The organism is Xenorhabdus sp. PB61.4, assembly GCF_963894935.1.
GTDB classification, from domain to species: domain Bacteria; phylum Pseudomonadota; class Gammaproteobacteria; order Enterobacterales; family Enterobacteriaceae; genus Xenorhabdus; species Xenorhabdus stockiae.
Genome location: NZ_CAWQJR010000188.1, coordinates 21328 through 27327, shown reverse-complemented (window position 1 = coordinate 27327; position 6000 = coordinate 21328). Strand labels below are relative to the sequence as shown.

Annotated in this window: 6 protein-coding genes; all 6 read right to left on the bottom strand. The window is 52.0% G+C overall.

What is annotated here, in order from left to right:
- Positions 1-141 precede the first annotated feature (141 nt).
- A complete protein-coding gene (gene ssb, locus AACX68_RS15950) occupies positions 142-654 on the bottom strand; it encodes a single-stranded DNA-binding protein (RefSeq protein WP_228859763.1) in 513 nt (170 codons plus the stop codon).
- Positions 655-670: 16 nt separating this feature from the next.
- Complete coding sequence (locus AACX68_RS15945; protein WP_370630303.1) at positions 671-976, bottom strand: hypothetical protein; 306 nt, start codon at positions 974-976, stop codon at positions 671-673.
- Complete coding sequence (locus AACX68_RS15940; protein ID WP_099123521.1) at positions 957-1421, bottom strand: STY4534 family ICE replication protein; 465 nt, start codon at positions 1419-1421, stop codon at positions 957-959. Before AACX68_RS15940 ends, AACX68_RS15945 begins: the two co-directional genes overlap by 20 nt.
- Before the next feature lie 311 nt (positions 1422-1732).
- Positions 1733-3730, bottom strand: a complete 1998-nt coding sequence (locus AACX68_RS15935; RefSeq protein WP_228859762.1) for a DNA topoisomerase III — start codon at positions 3728-3730, stop codon at positions 1733-1735.
- 13 nt (positions 3731-3743) lie between these two features.
- Complete coding sequence (locus AACX68_RS15930; RefSeq protein WP_228859761.1) at positions 3744-4457, bottom strand: PFL_4669 family integrating conjugative element protein; 714 nt, start codon at positions 4455-4457, stop codon at positions 3744-3746.
- Between the two features lie 241 nt (positions 4458-4698).
- Positions 4699-5922 (bottom strand): STY4528 family pathogenicity island replication protein, encoded by a 1224-nt coding sequence (locus tag AACX68_RS15925; protein ID WP_228859760.1) that lies wholly within the window; start codon positions 5920-5922, stop codon positions 4699-4701.
- Between the last annotated feature and the right edge of the window lie 78 nt (positions 5923-6000).

Genomic DNA, 6000 nt, shown 5'->3' with positions numbered 1-6000 from the left:
GTATATGTGGCAACTCTTAGCGTGCGTTGAAGAATTTATGATTGCATTTTCATTAGGGCAACAACCGGGAATGAAAAAAATGAGTGTATCGTTATTATGAAAGCTTATTTAACAGGGCAATCCGTTAATGATAAAGACCACTCAGAACGGGATCTCATCCCATTCCACTTCTTCCTTGTCTTCCGGCAACGCTGAGCGCTGCGCCATCTGTGTAGGTGCGCTTTCCTTTTTAATGCCCTGAGAGGATTGGGTCTTCTGGACGGGTTTTGGTGCAATCTGCTGCTTAGCCACTGGCTTTGCATCGCCACGATTGTCCAACATCTGCATCGTGCCATTCACATTGACTACCACTTCCGTTGAATAGCGATCCTGCCCTTGTTGGTCCTGCCACTTACGTGTTTGTAACTGGCCTTCAATGTAGACCTGAGCGCCTTTTTGCAGATACTCCGCCGCAATTTCAGCTAATTTTCCGAAGATCACTACCCGGTGCCATTCGGTTTTTTCCCGAGTCTCACCGGTTTGTTTATCCCGCCAACTGTCTGACGTCGCCAGTGACAGCGTTGCGACCGTACCACCCGTTGGCAGGTAACGGATTTCCGGATCCTTCCCCAAATTGCCCACTAAAATAACCTTATTGAACCCGCGCGAAGACATGCTGATTTTCTCCCTGTTATGCTGACTGACGTTGTGTCCAGCGCCCTTGTTGCAGCGCCAGTTCTGCCTGCTCACGGCTGGCAAAATATTCGGTTGATTCACGGGAGCACGGAACGCCTGCTTCCATAGTGCCGATATAAAATCCTGCCCGGCTTCGCAGTACAGTTAGCGGTAACTGTTTATGGCAATATTGCAGTGCCAGAACACCAATCGGTGTTACATTCATGGCGGTATCCTGTTGTCTTTGATAATTAAGAGACTGCCCTGAAACATCAGGGCAAGTCAGTGGGGTAAAAGGAATATCAGAATGAGTTTTCTGCATATTCGGTTTGCGTAACACCGTTCTGTGGCGGTGTCGAATCGGATTGTTCGGCCTGATAGACTTTCTCCTGACCGATTTTGATCCAGTCCACTTTAATCAGACGGGCTTTCAGGCTGACGCGCTGTTCACCGGCATGGTCACCGCGTTTCAGGGTAAAAATGTCAGTGGAGGGGTTGCTTAACGTAAATCCCAGTAGCACTTTTTTATCCTCATCCACCGATTTCTGGCAACGACCGATCAGACTGGTCGCTTCCTTGCCCACCACAGTAATATCAAAACGCACATAGACCGGGTTATCACCCGGGCCATTTAATGCATTGATCACGCAACTCAGGAAGGTGCCGCTGGCGGTGCTGACATGGCGGATATTATTCAGATAACCCAATCCTTTGATATTCAGGTTGAAATAGTCATTTTTGGTTAACGCTGTGGTGTTCTCAGACATACGATGTTCTCCATGGAGGTAACAATAAGTAATGACGGAGAAAATCCCCTCCCTGACGGGAAAGATTTTCCCGCTGGGTGTCAGACAGTTACGTTGCTGACGTGCTGATAAAGAATAATGAACCTTCATTGCCATTGGACCGGCAATATCTGCTTTCAAAGGGGGGCAGATGTACCGCGTTGAGGCACTCCCTCTCAGGCTACGGGAGTTTTCCAGCCACCCGAAGGCGATCGTTGCAGGCTCACCGATCATTTAAGAAACAGGATGATTCTTAAAGCATCCTGTCAGCACGTCAATCAACAACCAGATCGTCAGACTTTTTGATTTGCCCGCCGGGCCTTGCGCGACTGGGTAACCGCTTTGTCATTCAGCATCCCCTTGCAGACCGGATAGTTCACACAGCCCCAGAATGGGGAGGTTTTCCCCTGCCGCTGTCGCATCCGACCACCACAGTTCGGGCAGTCCGGGGTTTTTGGTAATGTCAGATGAAAGGGCTGGGCTTTACCCCGTTCCACCAGATGCAACAGCCACTGCGCCTGTTTCTGCATAAAAACAACCAGCGATGTTTTGCCCTGCGCAATATCCTCCAGCGACTGCTCCCATAACGCCGTCATGCCCGGACTGGTCAGCACTTCCGGCAACCCGGCAATCAGTTCCCGTGCCAGCGGGGTTGCGTGAATGGCTTTCTTTTTCCGCTCAATCAGCCGGCGTTTAAACAAGGTGTCCAGAATACCGGCACGGGTCGCCTCCGTGCCCAGTCCGGCATTCTCACGCAAGACCTGCTTTAATTGCGGATCACTGACCAGACTGGCGGCATTTTTCATCGCAGCAATCAACGTACCTTCGGTAAACGGGGCCGGCGGTTTGGTCTGCAGTGACCGGATGTTAGCTCCAACAATCTGGCAACAATCGCCCTGATGCAGCACCGGTAAGGGCAAATCTGTCTCCTGTTCTGTCTGCTCTCCGGCTTCATCGGTCAACAACGTTTTCCAGCCTGTTACCACATTCACCCACCCTTTCGCCCGGAAGCGTTGCCCGCCGATATCCAGCGTCACTTCCGTCATATCCGTTTCCTGCACGGGCAGAAACTGGGCCAGATAATGCTGACGAATAAGCTGATAAACCTGTAACTCATCGGTTGTTAACCGGGTGAGGTCAAAAGCGTGACGTGTGGGGATAATGGCATGGTGGGCCGTGATTTTTTTGTCATTCCAGACCCGGGAAACCTGTTGTTCGTCCAGCCGACTGATAATGTCAGTCATGGCCGGGTCGGTTCGCGTCAGTGCCGTTAATACCACCGGAATATCCGCCTGCATGGACACAGGCAGATACCCGCAATCCGTGCGGGGGTAGGTGGTGGCTTTATGAGTTTCATACAGAGACTGGGCAATCGTCAGCACCTGACTCGCGCCCATCCCCCAGAGACGGGATGCCGTCTGCTGCAACGTGCCCAAATCAAAACAGAGCGGCGGCGGGGTTTTCTCCCGTTTTTTACTGACAGTCATCACGGTAGCCTGTGTGGCCTGCTGGCAACATTGTTGCACAGCCTGTGCCACGGCCTCCCGGGTACAGCGGTTTTCTTCATCGCCCTCCTCCGTGGCGGGCAACCATTTAGCCTGAAAGCGGACAGTGTCTTTTTCCAGATTAGCCATCACCTGCCAGTAGGGTTCCGGCACAAAATTCGCAATGTCCTTATCCCGGCTCACCACCAGTGCCAGTGTCGGTGTCTGTACCCGGCCAATGGATAAGACCTCGCCGAAACCCAGGGCCTGCGCTTTCAGGGTATACAAACGGGTCAGATTGATACCCGTCAGCCAGTCGGCTCTCGCCCGCCCCAGCCCGGCCTGATAGAGTGCTTCCGTCTGTTCTCCCGGTAAAACGGCCGCCAGAGCCTGCCGGATGCTGGTTTCATCCAGTGCCGACAACCACAACCGCCTGACCGCACCGGTGAAACGACAATATTCCAGCAACTCGCGAGCAATCACTTCCCCTTCACGGTCGGCATCGGTGGCAATAATGACCTCATCAACCTGTTTCAATAACTGCTGGATCACGGCAAATTGGTCAGCGGCCTCTTTTTTTACCGTCCATTGCCATTGAGCGGGCAGTACCGGTAGCACCTCCAGCCGCCACGGCGGGCCGAATTGTTCACCATACTGTTCGGGGGCCGCCACCTCCAGCAAATGTCCGATGGCCCAGGTGACAATGATACGGGTACTGAAGAGAAATCCCTGCCCACGCTGTTTCACCCCCAGAACGTTGGCAATGTCTCTGGCCTGAGAAGGCTTTTCACATAAATAAAGCTGCATCTTTTCCCCTCCGTTAATCGTGCTCTGTGGAACGTAACGGGGAGGCGAACGCGGAACGCTGCTTGCCCGACAGAATATCGGGATGCAGTTCACCCAACAGTTTAATGGCAGCCAGCCCTGCGGGGGTTTTCTGGGCAATATCCTGCCGGGTGACGGTAAGTGAACGGTAAGAGCGCACCAGGCCGTAAATCTGGCGGATGGCTCGACTACCGTTGTGCAGAAAGGCATCCCGCTCGGCCCGTGAAATCAGCCCGTAATGAAAAGCCTGAAACGTTTTCATCGCCAGCTGGTCATAACCAACCAGTAGCCAGACACAGCGGTAACCTAACGGGGAATGACTGTAGACCCCGATATTCAGGGGTTCGATAGAGAAAACGGCGGATAGGGTAATCTGCTTTGGCACCGCATTCAGGGTATCCTGCAAAATAACCAGACTCTGTTGGAGACTGGCGGACGCGGCTTCCAGCTTCTGCTCCAGCTTCACCAGCCAGGTATCGGCATACGGATTATCGGCAGCGGCATCCACATTGATTGTGCCCGCGCGCTTAATCACCTGCGGCATCCCCAGGATCGCCGTCACCTGATGTGTACTGCTGATTTCTTCCCGTCGGCGCCCCGCCCACAGCCGGATGGCATAGTGGGTATGCAGTTCAATCGTTAACGAGGATGTTAAGACACCGGCGCGTAAACGCGGTTGAGATGCGTTTTTTTCTTCTGCATCAGACATGCACAAAAACTCCTGTTTGGCCTTGATAAGTCAGTCAAACTATCAAGGCTAAACAGGCGGTAACTCAATGAATAACCAGTTATAAGAAAAGAGAAAAATGCAGCATTGCATGGAGCGAAGAAAAAATGTTTTTTTAATCTTTTTTGCCCCGGACAACAAAGTACGATTTTTAATCTTTTTTGCCCCGGGCAACAAAGTATGATTTTTAATCTTTTTTGCCTCGGACAACAAAGTATGATTTTTAATCAACGTGATCACTCGGGTATTTTACCCGTGTCAGTCGTTGGCGAATGTCTTTCACCATATTGCTGACGTAAGCGGGTGAAGAAGGCGAAGCAGGGCGATCTGTTTTTTGAGGCAGCTCAACACACTCTTTTGCAGCCACTGGTCCGGGGAGTGCTATTTCAGTCTGCGCATACAGTTTCCCGTCCCGTGCCCGTTTCATCATCGTCAGCAGCCAACCGACCGGATTGCCGATTTTCCCTGCCCGTAGTGCTTTGTCCAGACAATTCAGTACAGTCTGTGCCTGTTCAGCGGGCAATGCCTGCAACTGGCTGGTCAGCATCGTCGCATCGTCCGGCTCCAGTTGTCGGCATAGTCCTTCTGGCAGAAAAACCATGGATTGGGGCTCTACGTATGTTTTTTTATTCACACTCTGTGTGAAAGAACGTACATAACAGTTCGGTTTAGCTGAACCACTATAAGACCTTGATTTCAGGCTGAGTTCGGTATCCGAATTCAGTTCAGCCTGTGTCTCTTTCTGACTTAGTCCGGTTTCCGAACCCGGCCTGATTTCCCTGAGTTCGGTTTGCTGTTTTCCTTGTTGAAGAGACTGGCGAATCACCCTTTGCTGCGGTGTTTGCACCGCATTCAGTCTTTCTTCCAGCAAGCGAATATGACTGTGGCGATGGCGCATCAACGGGTCTTCTTTGATGTCAGTCAGCACGTCCAGAGCCGTCTGGCTGATAGTGCGGTTTTTGCTGCGACAGGCTTCCGCCACCGTATCCAGCCAGTGAGGATCGAGTATTTCAGCATCACGGCAGGTCAGCGGCTCATCGTGTTGCGCATAGATATTGCCCCGTACCCGCCCGTGCTCATCCCGGATACGCTTGCATAAACTCAGCCAGCCGGTTATTCGCAGCATCAGTAACACCCGACTGACGGTTTCACGTGAGGCCTTGCCTTTATAGGGGGACGCCAACAGGACCTGCAATTCGTCATAGCTGGGAAATACGGCACCTTCATTATTCAACGCATACAGCCGGATCATCATCCAGCCCGTTTTATCCAGCGGCGACAGGCGATCATCCAGTAGCAGGCGGCGGGGATAGGCATCCTGAATATTCCCCATAAACAGCAGACCACTGCGAAGTTGTGAAACGTCATCGTCTGCGCGGTGTTCCAGACGCATTTTCATCTTAGCAACCGTGTGTGCAATTATGCTGTCTGCTGACAGGTTTATCATGATCCTTGATCTCCGGCCTTGGCTTTTAAATTGAGTCGGTAAAAATAATGTCAGGGCTGCACCCTGTGACGTTGAACA

Excerpts from the sequence above, each read along its gene's own strand:
- ssb (WP_228859763.1), bottom strand. The coding sequence starts at position 654 with ATGTCTTCGCGCGGGTTCAATAAGGTTATTTTAGTGGGCAATTTGGGG.
- AACX68_RS15945 (WP_370630303.1), bottom strand. The coding sequence starts at position 976 with ATGCAGAAAACTCATTCTGATATTCCTTTTACCCCACTGACTTGCCCT.
- AACX68_RS15940 (WP_099123521.1), bottom strand. The coding sequence starts at position 1,421 with ATGTCTGAGAACACCACAGCGTTAACCAAAAATGACTATTTCAACCTG.
- AACX68_RS15935 (WP_228859762.1), bottom strand. The coding sequence starts at position 3,730 with ATGCAGCTTTATTTATGTGAAAAGCCTTCTCAGGCCAGAGACATTGCC.
- AACX68_RS15930 (WP_228859761.1), bottom strand. The coding sequence starts at position 4,457 with ATGTCTGATGCAGAAGAAAAAAACGCATCTCAACCGCGTTTACGCGCC.
- AACX68_RS15925 (WP_228859760.1), bottom strand. The coding sequence starts at position 5,922 with ATGATAAACCTGTCAGCAGACAGCATAATTGCACACACGGTTGCTAAG.